Source organism: Aquirufa sp. 5-AUSEE-100C1, assembly GCF_054558655.1.
The window spans coordinates 603651-622656 of sequence record NZ_JBPXKO010000003.1 but is presented as its reverse complement, the minus strand read 5'-3'; the positions used below and the strand labels follow the sequence as shown (position 1 = coordinate 622656).

Genomic DNA, 19006 nt, shown 5'->3' with positions numbered 1-19006 from the left:
AAATTTCATGCCACATGACCTTTTGGCAGACTAGCCCTATTCAAATACTTGAATCCATTTGGTTGATTGAAACAAATAGGAGCGTTTTTGATCACCACGCGCTACATGGAAAAGATTGGTTTGATCAGGAAACGTATCAGCCAATAGACTATTCTCCCAATACGTCCCGCTCAAAGATTGTTCCGTAGGAATCTCCACATAGACCCAAATGACATCTTTGACAGCCTCCCAGCCCAAATAGCGATAAGGCGTTTGCAATTGATTTTTATAATGCGTCCCTAGATGTTTCCGTAGGTAGGCATCCAAAACCTTATCGGTTTGTGGACTATCTTGAAATATAAAGCGCTTGCCTGTAAATTGGCTCAATCCTAATTCCAAATCGTCCTGAAAAAGACGAATGCTAATTTCCCAAACTTTGTCCTTGGGGTTGTAAATGCATTCCCCGACACTCGAGTGAAAAGGGTGCATATTCCCCAAAACAGGCCAAGCCACGAAGAATAAAAAGAAAAGTGCTTTTTTCAATGTTAGAAAAATGCTTTAAATATATCGTTGCCAAAAGTGTAGGCCATCAAGGCTAACAAAATCAACATACCCACTTGTTGGGCGCGCTCCAATACCTTTTCCGACGCCGGTTTCCCCGTGATCATTTCATAAATTAAAAAGACAGCGTGACCGCCATCCAAAGCAGGAATTGGCAAGATGTTCATAAAGGCTAATGCCATCGACAACAAACCAGTCAACATCCAGAATCTCGTCCAATCCCAAACACCCCCAAACATTTGAGCGATACCAATCGGACCACTTAGAGCTTTCGAAGCAGATACATCCCCAGTGGCAATTTTCTTAAATCCACGAATATTGTCTGAAATGACTGAAAATGCACGACCTGTTCCAATTTGAACGGATTCGACAAATGTATAATCTTCATGCGTGGTCTTGATCAACAACTCAGGAATAAATCCGATTTGACCGGTCTTTGCCACGACCATGGAAAGCGTATCCGATTTTCCTTGGCGGGTGATTGCTAGTTTGATGGGCTTACCCGCTTCTTTAGCTAAGGCAACCTTAATTTCATGATAGAAGTGAATGGCTTGGCCATTGACTGCGGTAATATAGTCGCCCGACTTCAATCCGGCAGAATATGCTGGTAACAATTCGCCTTTTTCACTACCTGGTTCTTCAGGAGCCGCTACTTCCGCTACCTTAAAGGCCGCTACCGGTTCGATGAAGGCAGCCTTCTTATCACTTAATTTTTCGATGAAATTGGATGGAATTTTTACCTCAATTTCCTGACCATCGCGCAATACAGTGTAAGATGAATTCTCGCCCAACAAGACATCGGAAGTCCGTAAATCAGCGAGAGATTTATAATCCGCACCATTCACTTTAACCACTTTATCGCCAGTTTTCAATCCAATTTGCTGGCCTAATTCCAAAGCCACAATTCCATTTTTATTCAGCTCCTCTTTGGAAATGAAATTATTTCCATTCGAAAACGTCAAGGCCACGAAGATGACAACCCCTGTGATGACATTCACGATGACACCGCCCAACATCACAATAAGTCTTTGATAGGCCGGTTTCGCGCGAAACTCCCAAGGCTCAGGCTCTTTCGCCAAAGTTGCCGCATCTTGTGTTTCATCAATCATACCGGCAATGGATACATACCCCCCTAATGGGAACCAACCCAAACCGTATTCGGTATCCCCTACTTTCTTCTTGAAAAGCGCGAAGTTTAAGACCGTTGGAATGGGAAACAAGAAATCAAAAAATAGGTAAAACTTATCGACACGCATCTTGAACCACTTCGCTGTAATGAAGTGTCCAAACTCATGTAATGTTACTAAAATCGACAACCCCAAAATGAGTTGGCCCGCCATTATCAAACCTTCCATACTTACTTATTTTGTTTATTAACCCACACACGGGCCATTTCTCTTGTTACTTGATCTGTATCTATATAGTCTTCTAAACTAGGATTCGATATAAAAGTTCCATTCTGCATACAATCGGCTAATAAATCCGACATGGCTAAAAAGCCAATTTGGTCCTTTAAGAATGCATCGACGGCCACTTCATTCGCCGCATTCAATATACATGGAAGATTTCCTCCTTTATCTAATGCCTCAAAGGCTAAACCCAAATTACGGAAAGTCTCCATATCCGGTTGCTCAAAAGTCAGAGTAGCATAATCCCGAAAATCAAATCGTGGAAAATCGGCTAATATCCGGTTCGGATACCCCAAGGCAAATTGAATGGGAAGCTTCATGTCCGGCAAACCCAATTGAGCCTTGATGGAACCATCTTCGAATTGAACGAGCGAATGCACAATCGATTGGGGATGAACCACCACATCGATTTGCGATGCCTTCACATCAAACAACCAAGCCGCTTCAATGACCTCCAATCCTTTGTTCATTAAGCTCGCTGAGTCAATGGTAATCTTGGCTCCCATGGTCCAATTGGGATGTTTCAGCGCTTGCGCACGCGTAACTTCCGCTAATTCCTCCCGCTTCTTTCCACGGAATGGACCACCCGAAGCAGTCAAAATCACCTTTTCAATCTGATTGTGGGATTCACCCATCAAACACTGAAAAATGGCTGAATGCTCTGAATCTACAGGTAAAATAGGGACTCCCATCTCCCGCGCCAAGGGCATAATCAAGGATCCCGCGACCACCAAAGTTTCTTTGTTGGCCAAAGCAATCGGCTTCTTAGCCTTAATCGCTTTCACCGTAGGCAATAAACCCGCATAACCGACCAAGGCTGTCAAAACGATATCAACCGTGTCCAAACAAACCACTTCCTGCAAGGCTTCCGCTCCGGCCATGACGTGTATGGAACTTCCTGCTAAGGAGGTTTTAACATAATCGTATTTGCTTTCATCGCCGATAACCACGTGGCTTGGCTGGAATTGCAAGGCTTGTTCGATCAACAAACCGGCATTGGATTGTGCGGTTAAAACCGTCACCGAAAAAACATCAGAATGCTGTTTAACAACATCCAAAGCTTGCGTTCCGATGGAACCTGTTGAACCTAAAATCGCTATTCTTTTCATCCGAGCATGGCTAAAATTTGTGAAAAGAATTCAACCCAAGTGGATGGTCGCGTCAAGGTGATAAACAGCACACCAAAAAGTCCACCATATAAATGGGCCGAATGATTGACGTAATCACGACCCCGACGATCCATCGCGATAGAATACCATGTAAATAGCCCCGCATAGATGAATCCGGGAATTCCCACGAATCCGAAAAGATAGATTTTTTCGGTGGGGAAGAACATGATACCCGCAAAGATGACTGCAGATACTGCACCAGAGGCCCCTAAGGAATTAAAATAAGGATTATTCCGCTGCTTAAAATACGTTGGCAAATCAGCCACTAGAATGGCTAATAAATAGAAAAGGATAAATACCTCCCCGCCAAAACCTGGGAATATGATTCCGAAAATATATTCTAACTGCGTACCAAAAAAGTAGAAAGAAAAGAGATTAAAAAATAAATGGGCGAAGTCGGCGTGTATAAAGCCGGACGTAATAAATCGCCAATATTCTTTCTTTCGATCAATTCGATACGGGGACATCATCATCGCGTCCAGCCAAGCTGGCTTTTGCCAGGCGAGCAGGGAAATGCCAACTGTTACGGCCATAATCAAGAAACTGAGTGAATTTGTATTCCCCATGGAATTTGGGCGATGCCCTTTAAAATTTAGCCTACAAAACTACATTAAACTTCCCGATCAACCAACCCCGAAAGGAATTTGCCTAGCGCTGCTTTTTGATCCGAATTCAAGTTTAATCGATCGATGGATTGAAAGGCCTGATCAAAATACTGATTAATTTTTTGCTCGGTTTCCGCCCGGATGCCTAGATCGGTGTAAAGAGCGGTTACCGCCTTCACCTTTTCCTCCGAATTCGGATTGGCCACAGTAAGCCAATGTTGCAAGGTTTTCGCCGACTCACCCTGCGCCGTTTCAAGTGCTCTGATTAGCAAGAATGTTTTTTTGTTGGCCAAAATATCCCCTCCCACTTGCTTTCCGAATTTTTCTGGATCCCCATAGACATCCAACAAATCATCCTTCAACTGGAAACCTAGACCGATACACTCGCCGATTTCATACAAGATGCGTGCTTTTTCCGCATCTACTCCCGCCAATATACCACCCATCTCCATCGACAAGCCGATTAAAACAGATGTCTTCAGGCGAATCATTTCAATGTATTCTTCCACGCTGACTTGGTCGCGCGTCTCGAAATTCATATCCATTTGTTGGCCTTCACAAACCTCTGCCGCTGTCCGATTAAAGCGCACTAATAGGTTTTGGTATTCAGCCAAGGACAAATGTTGGCATTGATTTAAATATTGGTAGGCATTCACGAGCATCACATCCCCAGAAAGAATAGCGATGTTGTCATTCCATTTTTCATGAACCGTTTGCTTGCCGCGTCGCAAGGGTGCTTTGTCCATGATGTCATCATGCATCAAGGTGAAATTATGGAAGATTTCGATGGAGAGCGCCGTGGGAACGACTTTCTGCCAATCGGTCTTGAATAAGGAATAGCTCAACAAACAAAGCACGGGACGAATTCGTTTGCCTCCCAATTGCATGAGGTAACGAATCGGATCGTACAATTCCTTGGGGGAATTCCCGAGAGCTTGTTGCTTGATTTCTGCTTCAAGAGCGGCTAAAAATTCTTGGTTCATAATTAACGGTCGACTTCTCCCATGACTAAATCCATGGAACCGATGATAGCCACTAAATCGGCCAAATAGGCCCCCTTGGCTAGTTCAGGGATGATTGATAGGTGAAGAAACGAGCAGGCACGTACCTTCATGCGACTTGGAATGTCTGATTTCCCATCAGCACGGATGTAAAAACCTAATTCGCCTTTGGGGTTTTCGGCACGTGCATAAATATCTTGTGCAACAGGTCTTATTTTCTTGGGAACGAATTCTTGTGGATCAAAGGAAGGGGTTCTTTTATGCTCATTCGTCAAGGCAGAAATACATTGCTCGATAATCCGGATCGACTCGATGCATTCGAGTACGCGAACATGGTTACGATCCCAACAATCGCCGGTTTGGCCTTTTGATCCTTCCCCAACGGGAACATCAAATTCTAACTCGGGGTAAACGGAATAAGCATCCACTTTGCGAAGGTCAAACGCTAAACCTGAACCACGCAAAACGGGTCCCGTACAGCCATAATTGATGGCTAGGTTTAAGGGTAAGACGCCGATATTGGCGGTACGCTTGATGAAAATGGAATTTTCCTCGACGATTTTTTGAACCTCGGAAATCGTATTCTTCATCACGGGAATTAATTCGGCCGTACGTTCTTCGAAACCGATGGGCAGGTCATAAAATAGGCCTCCCACCCATACGTAATTATAAAGCATGCGAGCACCAGAGAGCCATTCCAACAAGCGTTGGATGTGTTCCCGGTCGCGCATGACCCATAGAAAAGGCGTGTAAGCTCCGATGTCGAGGCCATAGGTACCAATGGCCACAAAATGAGACGCGATCCGATTTAACTCGGCCACCAAAACGCGGATATACTCAATGCGCTTAGGCAAGGTACCAGCGATTCCTAACATTTTTTCCACCCCCATGACATAGGCATGCTCGGAATTCATGGAGGCCATGTAATCCAGTCGGTCAACGTAAGGAATAATCTGATTGTAAGGCAAAGCCTCTGCGTGTTTTTCGAAACAACGGTGCAAATAGCCCAGGTGTGGCACAACATCCACCACGAGTTCTCCATCAGAAATCACCTCAAGGCGCAAAACCCCGTGCGTTGAGGGGTGTTGTGGCCCCAAGGAAATCAACATTTCCTCCGATTTCAAATCAGCTAATTGGTACTGATTGGGGTCGGAATCTTGAAAATTTTGAGGTGAAAATTCGTATTGAATGGAATTCATTAAACAAAAATGAAGAAAGTATCTCACATTTAAAAGCATGCAAGGATAGGCAATCGAAGTTTATCAATTATTTATCAGATATTTTCGGGAAAGTGTTTGGCAAAAAAAATATTTCTTATACCTTTGCATTCCGTTTCGAATCGAGGCGTAAACAGATTTTACAATTATGGCAAAGAAAGGAAATCGCATCCAAGTAATTTTGGAATGTACAGAGCACAAAGAGTCTGGTCTACCAGGGATGTCACGTTACATCACGACTAAGAATCGTAAAAACACAACTGCTCGTATTGAGTTGAAGAAATACAACCCAGTATTGAAGAAAGTTACTCTACACAAAGAAATTAAATAAGGTTTTAATACCCACGAATCATGGCTAAGAAAGTAGTTGCAACACTAAAGAAAGAAGGCGGCGTAAAATACGCTAAAATCATTAAGGCGGTTAAAAACCCAACGACAGGAGCTTATACCTTCAAGGAGGAGATTATTCTTCAAGATGAGGTTAACGCTGCATTGAAAAACTAGTTTTTTCGTCGGCAATTTATCGCTAGCATATTGAAGTCCCTTTTTCGGGGACTTTTTTTTGTTTACCTTCAACACACATTAGACTAATTATCCCATGGGATTATTTGATTTTCTCAAAAAGAAACCGGCTCCAGAGGAGCAAGCTAACCTCGAAGAGGCCTTGGAAAAAGGCTTGGAAAAGACCAAAGAAGGGTTTATTTCCAAAATGGGGCGTGCGGTTTTGGGAAAATCGAAGGTCGATGATGATGTATTGGATGAGTTGGAGGAAATCCTATTAACTTCCGATGTCGGGGTGGCCACAACCCTGAAAATCATTGAGCGAATTGAGCGTCGCGTGGAACGCGATAAATTCGTGTCGACGGAAGAATTAGATCAAGTATTGCGCGAAGAAGTTGCTGCACTGCTTGATGAGAACAAATCCTACGACATTGAAAATGCCTTCGCAGAACCCGCTCAAAAACCCTATGTGATCATGGTCGTGGGGGTGAATGGTGTGGGTAAAACCACAACCATTGGGAAGTTGGCCTCCCAATTTCACCAGAACGGATTGAAAGTTGTTTTAGGTGCGGCTGATACGTTCCGTGCGGCTGCAGTGGATCAATTAAAACTTTGGGGAGAGCGAGTGGGGATTCCGGTCATTGACCATGGCATGAACACGGATCCGGCATCAGTGGCCTTTGATACGGTTAAAAAAGCGGTGGATATGCAGGCGGATATCGTCATCATAGATACGGCAGGTCGATTGCATACAAAGGTTAATTTGATGACGGAATTGTCTAAAATGAAACGCGTCGTTCAAAAGTTCATCCCGGAGGCACCGCATGAGGTTCTTTTAGTCCTGGATGGATCTACAGGTCAAAATGCCTTCATTCAGGCACAGGAATTCACGAAAGCGACGGAGGTAACGGCATTGGCAATTACCAAATTAGATGGTACGGCAAAAGGAGGCGTGGTGATCGGTATATCTGATCAGTTCAAGATCCCGGTGAAGTATATTGGGGTTGGCGAAAAAGTCTCCGACTTGCAAGTGTTTAACAAAACGACTTTTGTCGATTCCCTTTTCGCCAAAAAATAACTATTTCTTCTGCTCTTTCGCCCAAGTATCCTTTAAGGTTACGGTACGATTGAAAACAAGATGTCCGGGTTTTGAATCTCGGTCCAGGCAGAAATACCCCTTTCTTATAAACTGTACTGCTTCGCCGACGGTAGCTTGAGCTAAGCTCGGCTCAACAAACGCATTTTCGATAATTTGAAGGGATTCTGGATTAATGAATTTGACAAAGTCATCTCCGAGTTCCGATGCATCTTCTACGATCAACAAGCGATCAAATAGACGAACCTCTGCGTTGACTGCATGTGGAATGGATACCCAGTGAATCGTTCCTTTCACATGAATACCGGAGGTATCTTGGCCGGATTTACTTTCGGGAATGTAAGAAGCGTGAATTTCTTTCACTGAACCATCCGCATTGAGTTCGAAATGATCGCAGGTGATGATATAGGCGCCTTTTAAGCGAACTTGTAATCCGGGACCTAATCGGAAGAATTTCTTCGGCGGTTCGACCATGAAATCCTCGCGTTCAATATACAATTCACGCGAGAAAGGAACTACACGTTTCCCTGTTTCCGGATCCTCAGGATTATTCTCAACGAGCAAATCTTCTGTTTGGCCTTCCGGGTAATTGGTAATGACTAATTTAACAGGATCAAGCACTGCCATAACACGGTCGGCCAATTTATTTAAATCCTCCCGGATACAAAATTCCAATAGACTAATATCAATCAGGTTATCCCGTTTGGCGACACCAATACGATCACAGAAATTACGAATCGATGCCGCCGTGAAACCACGACGACGATACGCTGAGATGGTAGGCATGCGCGGATCGTCCCAACCCGAAACCACTTTCTCATTGACTAATTGAAGAAGTTTACGTTTACTCATCACAGTATGCGACAAGTTCAAGCGCGCAAATTCATATTGATGGGATGGGAAAATATCCAATTTATTGATAAACCAATCATAAAGTGGTCTATGGACATCAAACTCTAAGGTACAGATCGAATGGGTGATACCTTCCATGGAGTCACTTTGGCCGTGGGCAAAGTCATACATGGGGTAAATGCACCATTGAGTGCCTGTACGATGATGAGGCACATGGCGAATGCGGTACATCAAGGGATCACGCATGTGCATATTTGGATGGGCCATATCGATTTTTGCTCTTAATACCTTGGCGCCATCAGGGAATTCGCCATTTCGCATGGCTGTAAAAAGGGCAAGATTCTCCTCTACCGAACGATTGCGGAATGGGCTATTGGAGCCGGGGGACGTTGGGGTACCTTTCTGAGCCGCAATTTCTTCGGCCGTTGAGTCATCAACATAGGCCAAACCTTTTTCAATCAATGAAACCGCAAACTGATATATCTGCTCAAAGTAGTTGGAAGCATACAATTCATTTTCCCAAGAGAAACCTAACCAGGCAACATCGGACTTGATGGATTCGACGTACTCAGTTTCTTCGGTCATTGGATTGGTATCATCAAAACGAAGATTTGTTTTGCCGCCAAATTTCTGAGCTAGACCAAAATTCAAACAAATGCTTTTCGCGTGACCGATGTGCAAATAGCCATTGGGCTCCGGCGGGAAACGCGTAAAAATCCCCTGCGGATATTTACCTGCAGCGATATCTGATTGTATGATTTCTTCTAGAAAATTTAAGGGTTTGGATTTGGATTCTTCCATCATCGCTTTTTTTGCTGGATCAATTGTAAAGTAGCCACAAAAATAAACATATTTTAGCTACCATGTATACTAAATTTTGAGATATCACGTTAGTAAAAAAACGGCTATCGGCTACCAATTAATAATTTTTCTATATTATGTAAAAAATAATTTTTATCTTAGCATTTGAAAATTACAGCAACAAGTTTTAACCAGAATATCTACTCAATTATTCCTTATCATAATGAATAAATTATTCAAAATCACATTGGTATTTGCAATAGCAATCATTTGTTTTCATGCAAATGCGCAAAACAGCCCTCGTATCAACAACAGTACGAACGTAAACATTAACGGTGTAAACAGTTACACGGTTAGTTTTACTGTTTCAGGTTGTGCGTCGGGCTATGACTGGTCAGCAACGAATGCTCAAGGGCAGACGTTTGACTTGACGAACGATTGGGATGTTGCTTATGGCTCTCCTGCTACAACATTAGTTTCTACGGTACCTTTGGGAAATATTCCTGGGGGACTTTGGTTAACTGACCCAAAATCTACGTATGAATATTCTGTAAAATGTTTAAGCGCAAATGGACCGAATGATCCGAAAGCGACTGTTAATATTTACGTTTTACCTCAACCTGTGAATGAATTAGTTCCTACGGTTAAGGTGTTGAGCAGAGAATGTGCTTCGATCGAAAACGGAACTGGGGGCGTCGTTCGCTTACAAGCTGTAGGGTGTTACGATGAGGTGGAATGGACAAAACCAGATGGAACATCAGAAGTCGTTTTTGAAGAATTTGATGGTATTTTGAGTATCAATGGGGATTACCAAGAAGGTACTTATTCTGCAAAATGTAAGTTCAACCAAATTTACCAAGATGTTAATTACAATCCAGTAAATACTTATCCAGTATCTCAAACTGGAAGAACGATTGTAAATAAGGAATATTACCCACCAAGAACAATCACATTAACGTCGGCAGGAGCATTAGGACCTGATTGGACGGAGATTTGTAATGGCGTAAACATCAAGTTGAATACAACCTTAACGGACGCGTACAAGGATAAATTATCTTACCAATGGTTCTACAACAATGTAGCTGTTGAAACGAACAGATCAGGCTTTATCAACAGTGGTAATTCAGGAAATTATTTCGTTCGTGTATCTTCCAAAGGTGGTGCAAGTTTCTGTGGGTTTACAGACTCAAACAATTTTAGCATTAATAAAATTACCCTTGACAAACCTGTTATTTTAGGAAATCCAAAATATTGCTTGGATGATGTAACGACTTTGCGAGTTGACTCAGCTAGTTTAGTGAAGCAACAAGGCTATTTAATGCCAGCTAAACCTACAGCGCCAGCAACGTTTACTTGGTATTACAATGGCGTGGCTCAAAGTAACTTAGGAACCTTGTCGAGTATTAAGGCAGGTTCTAACGTTTCAGTACAAGTTTCCTATGTATCAAATTATGGCTGTAACTCACCAATCTCGGATGAATTGGCAGTTTCAAACTATGATCGTCCCGCTACACCAAGTATTACTGCGAAAACGAAATTAGGCTGGTGCTTTGGTACACCAATTGAAGCGGAGTTAGAATCCTCTGATTTAGCAAACGGTGAAGCAACCAAATATGACTGGAGCAATATGTTATCAACAAAGTCGGTGAAAATTGATAAAGCTGGTAGCTACACAGTACGTGTCATCAACACTGACGGTTGTTATTCATTAGCTTCTGCGCCTGTAACAATTACCGTTCTTCCATTACCAGCGGCACCAACCATTGCAACAGCAAACGGAGCCTCTCCATTCTTCTGCGTTAAGTCAGAAAGTGGTGCAATTAATGCGGTAAGCTTAGTAGCGACAACAACAAATGATGTAATCTGGAGTACGAAGTTTGAAGGCAAAATTTTAGCTGATGTGAAAACAAGTGGGACATATACGGCAACTGCGCGCGATGCCAATGGATGTATTTCTTTGAATTCAAATGCGATTAAAGTCGTAGCCCAACCAAATCCAGCATTAGGGTCAGATACGAAGATTTTGAAAGAAGGTGTTTACACATTGAAGGCGACTAATTTCCCATCTGCAGCGACTGTTAATGCTACAGGTGCAGGCGAATACTTGTGGAAATTTGGTTCAACGGTACTGAATCCGAAGACCTTCATCACGAAAGTAAAAACTGCCGGAGACTATACGGTAGCACGTAAGTATCTTTATACAATTGATGGAACTCCATTAACTTGTATTACAGATGCTGTAAAATATACCTACGTAGTAGATCCAGATTATTCAGGTGTAGCTGTGTATCCAAATCCAATTACAGCAACTTCTAGCACAGACTTAAGTGCCAAAGTTCAAATTCAAATCTTAGAAGATTGGGTTAACGGAGAAATCACCTTATACGACATGGTAGGACGTCCAGTATACAGCGGAAAAATCGCTAATACAGATGGCACGTCAATCTTAGAAGTAAGTGGATTAGCAAATGGAATCTACATCTTACAGATTAAAGCAGATGGAGGTAAATCATTTGTTAGCAAAGTGATTGTAAATAAATAATTACATAGCCATTTAATTGAAGCCGATCCGAAACGATCGGCTTTTTTTATGATGAAAAAACTCTTGTACGCGATTCTAATTGCAGTAAATCTATCTGCATATGGCCAATGGATTTCGGTATCCATTCCAAGCCAAGCCTCTTTTCGTGCACTGAAAGCAAATGGAACTCATATCTGGGTAGGAGGAACACAGGGGACCGTTGGGCATTCCCGTGATGGAGGAAGAACATGGGAATTCACGCAAGTTCCCAATGCCGAAAACCTGGATTTCCGAGATTTAGCAATCGTCAATGAACAGGAAATCATGCTGATGAGTGCAGGACCATCGGAGGAAGGGAAAGCGCGCATCTATGCATCAAATAACGAAGGAAAGAATTGGACACTACGATTAAACAATACTGAGAGTGGCTATTTCTATGACTGCTTACAATGGGATGATAAAAATAAAAAAGCATGGCTGCTAGCGGATCCGATTGATCAAAGACTTACCTTGTTTAGTGTGTTAAAAGATCATGTCATTCGTATCAATCCCACTAAATCTCCCCTACTACAAACCAAGGAGGCATTTTTCGCGGCAAGTGGCTCCAGTATGATTCAATTAGGAAATAAAATACACTTAATTGGTGGAGGTGCCGACAGCGTGAAAATATACCAATACGACATAGATAGAGACTCGTGGACATCCATTCCATTAAAGGTAAACGCAGGTGAGGCAAAAGGATACTTTTCCATCGGAGCAAAAAACAAGAAAACTCTATGGGCTGTGGGTGGCGATTATCGGAAATTAAATGAATCTTCCATCCCAATTTTAATAAGCCAAGATGCGGGTATGCATTGGACACCGATGGCCAATACCCCAAAATTCTATATGGAAAAAGTTATTTGGGCGAAACCGTACTGGATTGTGAGTGGACCAAGTCAAAGTGCGGCCTACCATGAGAAAACAAAAAGGTGGAAGCGTCTAGGCGATTCCCACTATCATAATATCATTCAAGTGGGCGATGTTATTTGGGGAATCGGGGCGAAAGGCCAATTAGGATACATCAGCCTTTCGTCCATAAACCAATTATTTCTTTCTGAAAAATAAAGAAATAGGCGTCCCGTCTAATTTGAAATTTTTGCGCATCTGATTTTCTAAATAACGCTCGTAACTCTCCTTAATATACTGTGGTAAATTACAGAAGAAGATAAACGTAGGATACGGAGTAGAAACCTGCGTGCAATACTTAATCTTGATATATTTTCCCTTCCATGCTGGAGGAGGGTAATTTTGAATGACTTCAAGCATCACATCGTTCAATTTAGATGTAGAAATTTTTTGTGAACGATTCTCATATACCTCCAACATCATTTCAAGGACCTGGAATATACGTTTCTTTTCCATCACCGAGGTAAATATCACAGGCATGTAGTTTAAGGGAGCCATACGCTCCTTAATTGCCTTCTCCAATTGATTAGCTGTATTGGTGTCCTTAGCCACCAAATCCCACTTATTCACCATTAAAACGATGCCTTTCTTCGCTTTATCAGCCATGCTCACAATATTCATATCCTGAGCCTCTAAACCTGTTAAAGGGTCTATCGTTGTCGCATCAATCAAAATAATCGCAATATCACACTCCTCTAAAGCTTTGATCGAACGTAAAACCGAATAGTACTCAATGTTATCATCTATTCGAGCCTTTCTTCGAATACCCGCGGTATCCGTAATGATGAAATCCTTTCCGTAAAGTGTATATCGATTTTGAATAGCGTCACGCGTCGTTCCTGCCATATCGGTAACGATTGAGCGATCGCGTCCCAACAAGGCGTTTAAGAATGAAGATTTACCAACATTCGGTCGGCCTAATATTGCTACTCGGGGAACACCTGCCTCTGGATTCTCAACTCCCTCATCTTTAAAATGCGAAATCATTTCATCCAACATATCCCCTGTTCCACTACCACTCTCTGCTGCAATTGGGAAAGGCTCACCAAGTCCTAACTCATAAAACTCAGCAGCTGCCATTGCCTTCTCATTCGTATCAGCCTTGTTGGCCACCAAAATAACGGGCTTTTTAGAACGGCGTAAAATATTGGCAAAATCCTTATCTAAATCCGTTAATCCCGTTGTACAATCCACAACAAATAAAAGAACGGCAGATTCTTCAATAGCTAATTCAACTTGCTCACGAATAGCTCCTTCAAAAATATCTTCCGACCCATGAACGTAACCTCCTGTATCAATCACAGAGAAGAATTTACCCGTCCATTGACCATATCCATAATGGCGATCGCGCGTAACGCCCGACATATTATCCATAATGGCTTTTTTCTGTTCAATTAAACGGTTGAACAACGTTGATTTACCCACATTTGGGCGGCCTACAATGGCTACAATATTTGACATTTGTCTTAAAAATTAATCGGGCGAATACCCGAATGATCGCAATTTATCTGCTTTTGCACGCCAATCTGGCTCTACCTTCACAAATTGCTCTAAAAAAACTTTTTTACCAAAGAAGGCCTCTAAATCAGCACGTGCCTGAATACCAACCTTCTTAATACTTTCTCCTTTATGTCCGATTAAAATAGCCCGTTGCGAAACACGTTCTACATAAATCTCAGAGGCAATTCGCAAAATCGTTGGCTCATCTTTAAATGAGGTAACAACCACTTCACAGGAGTAAGGAATCTCCTTTTTATAATTCAAAAATATCTTTTCGCGAATAATTTCGGCAGCAAAAAATCGCTCCGACTTATCAGTTAACTCGTCTTTATCGAAAAACGGAGGATGTACAGGCAAATTCTCAACAATATGTTTAAAAATTTGATCCAAATGAACATGCTCCTGTGCAGAAATTGGCAGAATAGGCTTACCTGGAAAAATTCCTTGCCAATATTCCATACACGCCTGCAACTTCTCCTCTGTAACTAAATCAATCTTATTCAATAAAACGACTATCGGTGTCGTGGTATGGTGTTTCCAATTAGTTAGAAATTCCAAATCCTCGTAGGTATCAAATACATCCGTTACATATAAAACCACATCGGCATCTTCCAATGAATTCTTCACAAAAGCCATCATCGACTTATGCAACTCATATTTTGGCATTAATACGCCTGGGGTATCCGAATAAATGATTTGATACTCATCTCCCTCATATTCGCCATTGAGCATCCCCAAAATACGATGACGTGTAGTTTGGGCCTTCGAACTAACAATCGACAAGCGCTCCCCAACTAAGGCATTCATTAAGGTACTCTTCCCAACATTGGGTTTGCCAATTATACTGATAAAACCTGCTTTGTGCTGCTGGGCCATGTCAAAAAATAAATTGCCCGATTGGGATGCGAATTGAATATTTCACAAATATACTTGTTTTTCACGAAAAAACCCTGCATATTTGCACTCCAATATATCGCGGGGTGGAGCAGTTGGTAGCTCGTTGGGCTCATAACCCAAAGGTCGTCAGTTCGAGTCTGGCCCCCGCTACAGAGTAAAAGGTCTTCATTCGAAGACCTTTTTTTATATCCTAAAAAATAACTTGACCACTTAATAATTCTTTCTTTACGAAGGGCCTTTGATTTTATAGGTTTGCATTGAACGGATTACTCAATGCGATGAAAACGACTCTTAAGTTACCTGGATTACAAAATTGCCCAATTGCAGATGTCCTATATATCGAAGGGAAAAGCAATTATAGTATTATATACATCAAAGACGCCAAACCCATTACAATGGCGAAAACATTGAAAAAATTTGAATCCCAATTAAGATTGCACCCCTTTTTACGAATTCACAAATCTTACTTAGTTAATCAGGCGCACCTTTCAGGGAAAGGAATCAATGAAACAAACATGATTGAACTAAGAAATGGGAATAAACTACCCGTTTCGAGAAGAAAGCGAGATACCATCAAAAAAAGCATATAAAAAAAGGGCTTCCGATTTGGAAGCCCTTTTGTGTGAATTCAATATGATTATTTACCTGATGGTGCCGAAAGCAATTCAAAGAATTGATCCAACTTCGGTGTAACGATAATCTCCGTACGACGGTTTTGCTTACGACCAGCGCGGCTATTATTACCAGATTGTGGCTCATACTCACCACGACCTCCAGCAGTCATACGCGTTGGATCGACACCAAATTTTGTTTGCAACAAACGAACAACCGAAGTCGCACGCATTGCACTTAAATCCCAGTTATCTTTAAACTCAGGTGTAGAAATTGGCACAGCATCTGTATGTCCTTCAACTAAGATATCTAAACCTTTGTGATCATTTACCACTTTAGCAACCTTCGCTAACACAGCTTCAGCTTTAGAACTAACAGTCGCAGAACCAGATGCAAACATCAACTTATCAGAGATCGAGATGTATACAACACCTTTCTTCACTTCAATCGATACATCTTCATCATTCACATCAGCCAAAGAACGCTTTAAATTCATCACTAAAGATAAATTCACTGAATCTTTCTTTTGAATTGATGAATTCAAATCCTTGATATACTTACCTTGCTCGTTTAACGCATCCAATGATTTACGAATACTTTCAGCACCTGATTTATTGATTACAGACAAATCTGATAAACGATCCAACAAATTGGTATTTGTCTTCTTCATGTAATCCAACTGCTCTTGCAAGGATTTCAACTGGCTATTTTTCGCGTCCAAATCGGCATCACGCTTTTTCACCTCACCTTGTAAACTAGCCGTCAACGATTGACAATCTGCTAAATCTGATTTTGCGCGTGCAACGGATTGTTCACTGCTCGCTTGTAATTCTGTTAAACGTGATTGCAATTCTGTCATCTTTTTCTTGCTCGCACAAGAGGTGAACAAAAATGGCAACATCGCCAGCACCCAAATTAATTTTTTCATAAAAGTATAATTAAAGGAATATGGTAAATAAGTATTTTAACAAAAGTAAAAATCAAAAATAGATATTTTGTCCTGAATAACGAAAAATTTAAAAAATATACCCATTTTTTCTAATGGCCTCCTCAGCGATCTTACGACGAGATTCAATCAAATTATAGGGATCAATCTTCGTAAATCGCTTTAAGCCCATCAATAATACATTCAATTCATCCCCTTTGGCGAAGCCCATAATAACCTCTCGGCCCGCATGAGCCACTTTTTCAACTGCATCATGCAAATAAACCATGGCACACTCCTTTGCTATTTGATGCTTACCCTCTCCATCTCGCTGAGCCAATTTATCCACACGAACCAAAGCCGATTCCGCTACATAAACTTCAATCATCATATCTGCTAAACCCATCAAAATTTCCTGTTGGTGCTCAATCTCAGTCGTAAACTTCTGTAATGCCGCACCGGCAGCCATCAAAATCGCCTTCTTGGCATTTGCAATTACTTTATACTCCTTTCCAAAAATACCCTGCGGAACATCAGTAGAAAAATCAGGAACTCCTAAAATTTCCTTCCCTACCGCCATGGCAGCTGGCATCAATTCAATCTCACCTTTCATCGCACGCTTAAGAACCGTACCCACCGCTAAAAGCCGGTTAATCTCATTGGTCCCTTCGAATATTCGATTTATACGAGAATCCCTGTACGATCGTTCCAAAGGAGCCTCCGCAGAGAATCCCATACCACCATAAATTTGCACGCCCTCATCCACCACATAATCTAACACCTCAGATCCATGAACTTTTAGAATTGCACATTCAATAGCAAATTGTTCTACCCCTTTTAACTTAGCTTCGGCGTCAGACATGCCTGATGCTTTTAAGCTAGCGATTGATTCATCAATGTTCTGACCTGCCCGGTAACATGCTGCTTCTGAGGCATAGGTCCGACTAATCATCGTTCCCAACTTGGCCTGAATCGCTCCAAATGAATGAATTGATTTGCCAAATTGCTTACGCTCATTTGAATAATTGACCGACAAATCGATTAATCCCTTACAGCCACCAATTACCGCAGCTGCCAATTTTATCCGTCCAATATTCAATATATTAACAGCAATCTTAAATCCACCCTCTCGCTTAAACAAGAGATTTTCAACTGGTACCTCACAATCCGTAAAAAAGATTTGACGCGTTGAACTTCCCTTAATACCCATCTTACGCTCTTCCTCATTCATGGAAATTCCAGGGAATGAACGCTCCACCAAAAACGCAGTTAAGTTTTTATCATCATCAATTTTCGCAAAGACAATAAACAAATCAGCAAATCCGCCATTCGTGATCCACATTTTTTGACCATTCAAAACATAATGTGTTCCCGCCTCATTCAATTTCGCCTTCGTCTTTCCCGCATTAGCGTCTGAACCTGAATCCGGCTCCGTCAAACAGTAAGCTGCCTTCCATTCTCCTGATGCTAACTTTGGCAAATACGTTTTCTTTTGTTCTTCTGTCCCATAATACACAATCGGTAGCGTTCCGATACCCGTATGCGCAGATAAAGCGACCGCAAAGGAATGTCCACCACCGCAGGCCTCAGCGACCAACATCGAGGTATTGAAATCCATACCAAATCCACCGTACTCCTCCGGAACAGATGTCCCCAATAAGCCTAACTCACCAGCCTTATCCAATAAACCGACCATCACAGATGAATCTTTCGCAAAATCAATCTCATCCAAAATGGGATGCACTTCTGTACGAATAAAATCTAGACAAGTCTGACCAATCATTCGCTGCTCTTCCGTAAAATCCTCCGGAATAAATATTTCTTCAGGCAATAACGGGCGAATCAAAAACTCACCCCCTTTAAAGGCATTTAAACTACTCATGGCTTTGGATTTAATTTAGTTGACAAAGAATTAAATATAGTCTCTGATTCCGTTTCCAAAATATGGTTGATGGAACCAATTATTTCAAAAAAATCGGCAAGCTTTTCCTCACCAATTCGCTGGTAAACCAGCTCATTAAATAGCAAAACCCCTTGACGTGCTTGATCGCGTTTTTCCTTTCCCAAATCCGTCAAAAAAATCTTAACTACGCGCTTATCAGCATAATTCGCCTCCCGCCGAATCCACTTCTTATCTTCCAAAGTCTTCAACATGCGAGTCAAACTGCGAGACTCCAAACCTAGAGCAGGCGCAATCTTCGTTGCAGGAGTCCCCTCCTTGTCTATGTGCAATAATACATAGCCGATGGCCATGGTCATATCGAATTGCGCGGAGTACGTATTATACATACGACTAATCGCGTACCAACTGGATTTGATTTGAAAATCAACGGTTTTTTCTGCTTTCATATTTATAGAAGTATGCCGACATACCTTTGTAAATTTGAAATAAAAAAAAATAGGATGCAAGCA

The 19006-nt window shown here is 41.8% G+C and carries 18 protein-coding genes and 1 tRNA gene; 7 read left to right on the top strand and 12 right to left on the bottom strand.

Annotation, left to right across the window (positions count from 1 at the left end; translation table 11 throughout):
• Positions 1-36: 36 nt before the first annotated feature.
• Genes ACMH5P_RS09855 through ACMH5P_RS09830 form a run of 6 tightly spaced genes read right to left on the bottom strand, consistent with a single transcriptional unit; the run spans position 37 to position 5923 of the window.
• Complete coding sequence (locus tag ACMH5P_RS09855) at positions 37-522, bottom strand: DUF6702 family protein (RefSeq protein ID WP_459494196.1); 486 nt, start codon at positions 520-522, stop codon at positions 37-39.
• A gap of 2 nt (positions 523-524) precedes the next feature.
• The gene (rseP, locus tag ACMH5P_RS09850) at positions 525-1895 is read right to left on the bottom strand and encodes an RIP metalloprotease RseP (RefSeq protein ID WP_459494195.1); all 1371 of its coding nucleotides are present in this window, start codon (positions 1893-1895) and stop codon (positions 525-527) included.
• 2 nt (positions 1896-1897) lie between these two features.
• Entirely contained in the window at positions 1898-3058 is a 1161-nt protein-coding gene (locus tag ACMH5P_RS09845) for a 1-deoxy-D-xylulose-5-phosphate reductoisomerase (RefSeq protein ID WP_459494194.1), read from the bottom strand.
• Complete coding sequence (locus ACMH5P_RS09840) at positions 3055-3684, bottom strand: rhomboid family intramembrane serine protease (protein WP_459494193.1); 630 nt, start codon at positions 3682-3684, stop codon at positions 3055-3057. The genes ACMH5P_RS09845 and ACMH5P_RS09840 overlap by 4 nt, the downstream gene beginning before the upstream one ends.
• A 44-nt stretch (positions 3685-3728) precedes the next feature.
• Positions 3729-4706: a polyprenyl synthetase family protein gene (locus ACMH5P_RS09835; protein ID WP_459494192.1), complete on the bottom strand. Its 978-nt coding sequence runs from the start codon at positions 4704-4706 to the stop codon at positions 3729-3731.
• A gap of 2 nt (positions 4707-4708) precedes the next feature.
• On the bottom strand, positions 4709-5923 hold the full coding sequence (locus ACMH5P_RS09830) for an NADH-quinone oxidoreductase subunit D (RefSeq protein ID WP_459494191.1): 1215 nt from the start codon (positions 5921-5923) through the stop codon (positions 4709-4711).
• Between the two features lie 166 nt (positions 5924-6089).
• Here ACMH5P_RS09830 and rpmG point away from each other — a divergent pair, with 166 nt between their 5' ends.
• The 3 genes from rpmG to ftsY all read left to right on the top strand — a co-directional run bounded on the left by rpmG (position 6090) and on the right by ftsY (position 7520).
• A complete protein-coding gene (rpmG, locus tag ACMH5P_RS09825) occupies positions 6090-6272 on the top strand; it encodes a 50S ribosomal protein L33 (RefSeq protein WP_109325429.1) in 183 nt (60 codons plus the stop codon).
• Positions 6273-6292: 20 nt separating this feature from the next.
• Positions 6293-6445 (top strand): DUF4295 domain-containing protein, encoded by a 153-nt coding sequence (locus ACMH5P_RS09820; protein ID WP_109324168.1) that lies wholly within the window; start codon positions 6293-6295, stop codon positions 6443-6445.
• 94 nt (positions 6446-6539) lie between these two features.
• Complete coding sequence (ftsY, locus tag ACMH5P_RS09815) at positions 6540-7520, top strand: signal recognition particle-docking protein FtsY (protein WP_459494190.1); 981 nt, start codon at positions 6540-6542, stop codon at positions 7518-7520.
• On the opposite strand, the gene ACMH5P_RS09810 is transcribed toward ftsY, so the two are convergent.
• Entirely contained in the window at positions 7521-9194 is a 1674-nt protein-coding gene (locus tag ACMH5P_RS09810) for a glutamine--tRNA ligase/YqeY domain fusion protein (RefSeq protein ID WP_459494189.1), read from the bottom strand.
• A 220-nt stretch (positions 9195-9414) separates the two neighbouring features.
• On the opposite strand from ACMH5P_RS09810, the gene ACMH5P_RS09805 reads away from it, so the two are divergent.
• Positions 9415-11733, top strand: coding sequence for a T9SS type A sorting domain-containing protein (locus ACMH5P_RS09805; protein ID WP_459494188.1), 2319 nt, complete (start codon positions 9415-9417; stop codon positions 11731-11733).
• Positions 11734-11781: 48 nt separating this feature from the next.
• A complete protein-coding gene (locus ACMH5P_RS09800; protein WP_459494187.1) occupies positions 11782-12819 on the top strand; it encodes a WD40/YVTN/BNR-like repeat-containing protein in 1038 nt (345 codons plus the stop codon).
• Here ACMH5P_RS09800 and der read toward each other — a convergent pair.
• Both der and era read right to left on the bottom strand, forming a co-directional pair.
• A complete protein-coding gene (der, locus tag ACMH5P_RS09795; RefSeq protein ID WP_459494186.1) occupies positions 12799-14121 on the bottom strand; it encodes a ribosome biogenesis GTPase Der in 1323 nt (440 codons plus the stop codon). The genes ACMH5P_RS09800 and der overlap by 21 nt on opposite strands.
• Positions 14122-14133: 12 nt before the next feature.
• Positions 14134-15036 carry a GTPase Era gene (era, locus tag ACMH5P_RS09790; RefSeq protein ID WP_459494185.1) on the bottom strand — a complete coding sequence of 301 codons (903 nt, stop codon included), beginning with the start codon at positions 15034-15036 and terminating at the stop codon, positions 14134-14136.
• 98 nt (positions 15037-15134) lie between these two features.
• On the opposite strand from era, the gene ACMH5P_RS09785 reads away from it, so the two are divergent.
• Both ACMH5P_RS09785 and ACMH5P_RS09780 read left to right on the top strand, forming a co-directional pair.
• Positions 15135-15207 (top strand) — tRNA-Met (locus ACMH5P_RS09785).
• A gap of 128 nt (positions 15208-15335) precedes the next feature.
• Positions 15336-15647, top strand: a complete 312-nt coding sequence (locus tag ACMH5P_RS09780; protein ID WP_459494184.1) for a LytR/AlgR family response regulator transcription factor — start codon at positions 15336-15338, stop codon at positions 15645-15647.
• 47 nt (positions 15648-15694) lie between these two features.
• Here ACMH5P_RS09780 and ACMH5P_RS09775 read toward each other — a convergent pair whose 3' ends face one another.
• The 3 genes from ACMH5P_RS09775 to ACMH5P_RS09765 form a co-directional block, all read right to left on the bottom strand.
• On the bottom strand, positions 15695-16597 hold the full coding sequence (locus ACMH5P_RS09775; RefSeq protein WP_459494183.1) for an OmpA/MotB family protein: 903 nt from the start codon (positions 16595-16597) through the stop codon (positions 15695-15697).
• A gap of 88 nt (positions 16598-16685) precedes the next feature.
• Complete coding sequence (locus ACMH5P_RS09770; RefSeq protein ID WP_459494182.1) at positions 16686-18476, bottom strand: acyl-CoA dehydrogenase family protein; 1791 nt, start codon at positions 18474-18476, stop codon at positions 16686-16688.
• The gene (locus ACMH5P_RS09765; RefSeq protein WP_459494181.1) at positions 18473-18943 is read right to left on the bottom strand and encodes a MarR family winged helix-turn-helix transcriptional regulator; all 471 of its coding nucleotides are present in this window, start codon (positions 18941-18943) and stop codon (positions 18473-18475) included. The genes ACMH5P_RS09770 and ACMH5P_RS09765 overlap by 4 nt, the downstream gene beginning before the upstream one ends.
• Positions 18944-19006 lie beyond the last annotated feature (63 nt).